This is a genomic window from Dietzia sp. DQ12-76 (genome assembly GCF_014145045.1).
Classification (GTDB): Bacteria; Actinomycetota; Actinomycetes; order Mycobacteriales; family Mycobacteriaceae; genus Dietzia.
Genome location: NZ_JAALDV010000488.1, coordinates 1 through 1,642, shown reverse-complemented (window position 1 = coordinate 1,642; position 1,642 = coordinate 1). Strand labels below are relative to the sequence as shown.

At 70.6% G+C, this 1,642-nt stretch carries 2 protein-coding genes; one reads left to right on the top strand and one right to left on the bottom strand.

Going from position 1 to position 1,642, the window contains the following annotated elements; all coding sequences use genetic code 11:
• A partial coding sequence (locus G6019_RS15300; RefSeq protein ID WP_182627955.1) for a glycosyltransferase family 2 protein occupies positions 1-673 on the top strand: 673 nt, incomplete at its 5' end.
• Positions 674-771: 98 nt separating this feature from the next.
• On the opposite strand, the gene G6019_RS15295 is transcribed toward G6019_RS15300, so the two are convergent.
• Complete coding sequence (locus G6019_RS15295) at positions 772-1,563, bottom strand: ABC transporter ATP-binding protein (RefSeq protein WP_182612989.1); 792 nt, start codon at positions 1,561-1,563, stop codon at positions 772-774.
• Positions 1,564-1,642: the final 79 nt, after the last annotated feature.

Genomic DNA, 1,642 nt, shown 5'->3' with positions numbered 1-1,642 from the left:
GGACCTGCCGGTTGCCCGCTGCCGCAACGCGGGCGGGGACCGGGCCGTCGAGACCGGCGCCGAGCTGATCATCTTCCTGGACGTCGACTGCATGCCCGGCCCGGACCTGGGCTCCCGGTACGCGGACCTCCCGCCCGGCACAGTGGGGATGGGGCCGGTCACGTATCTGCCCGAGTCGCTGGGTGCTCCGGACCCCGCCGAGCTCGCGGGCCTCACCGACCCGCACCCGGCGCGACCGTTCCCCGAGCACGGCCTGCGGAGACTCGAGGCGAGCGAGTTCGGGATGTTCTGGTCACTGTCCTTCGCCCTGCACGCGGATCTCTGGACACGGCTCCGCCGGGAGTTCGGGGGGTTCGACGAGCACTACTCGGGGTACGGCGCGGAGGACACCGACTTCGGTCGCCGACTGCTGCACCGGAGGGTCCCGGTGGTGCTCGTGGCGGGCGCGCACGCCTATCACCGGTGGCATCCGGTGTCGTCCCCGCCGGTGGAACACCTCCAGGACCTGCTACGCAATGGAGCCCACTACGCCGAACGCTGGGGTGAGTGGCCGGCCCCGGGGTGGTTCGAGGAGTTCGAGCGGAGGGGACTGGTCCGGCGCGACGGTGACGGGTGGGTCGCGGTTCCCGCATACCGGAACTCCGAGGGTCGCCGCCCGGGGACCGGGGGCTGACCCCGACGAGACGAGCGTTCCGAACGCCTCGCCCGACAGGCGGGTGTGCGGAACGCTCGTGTCGACGGGGGACGGGCGGGCTGGGAGGGGGGCGGACCTCAGCCCAGGAACGCCTTGTCGGACAGTGTCGCGCCCTTGATCGTGGCGAACTCCTTGAGCAGATCCTGCACGGTGAGTGAGGCCTTCTCCCGTGCGTCCGCCTCGTAGACGATCTGGCCCTCGTGCATCATGATCAGGCGGTTGCCCAGCCGGATGGCCTGTTCCATGTTGTGCGTGACCATGAGGGTGGTGAGCCCGCCCTCCCGGACGATCCGCTCGGTGATGGTGGTGACCAGCTCGGCCCGCTGCGGGTCCAGTGCCGCGGTGTGCTCGTCGAGCAGCATGATCCGCGGCTGGGTGAACCCGGCCATGAGTAGCGACAGTGCCTGGCGCTGTCCGCCCGAGAGCAATCCGACCTTCGCGGTGAGTCGGTCCTCGAGGCCCAGCTCGAGCATGGCGAGCTGGTCGACGAACTGCCGCCGACGCTTCTTGTTCAGGCTCGGGCCGAGCCCTCGCCGCGTGCCGCGCAGGAACGCCAGGGACAGATTCTCCTCGATGGTGAGAGTGGGGGCGGTCCCGGCGAGTGGGTCCTGGAAGACGCGGCCCACATACTTCGCGCGCCTGTGATCGCGCAGGCGGGTGACGTTCCTGCCGTCGATGTCGATTCGTCCGTCGTCGGGGATCAACCGCCCGGACACGACGTTGAGCAGGGTCGACTTGCCGGCGCCGTTGGAGCCGATCACGGTGACGAAGTCGCCCTCGGCCATCGTGAGGCTGAGCCCGTTCAGCGCCCGGCGCTCGTTGACGGTGCCCGGGAAGAAGGTCTTGGACACGTCCGTGACTGTCAGCATGCTCAGCTCTCCTCGCCGCCGGTGCCGGTGCCGGTGCCGGTGGCCTGGTCTGGGCCCGGGGCCGCGGCGCCGGGAGCGG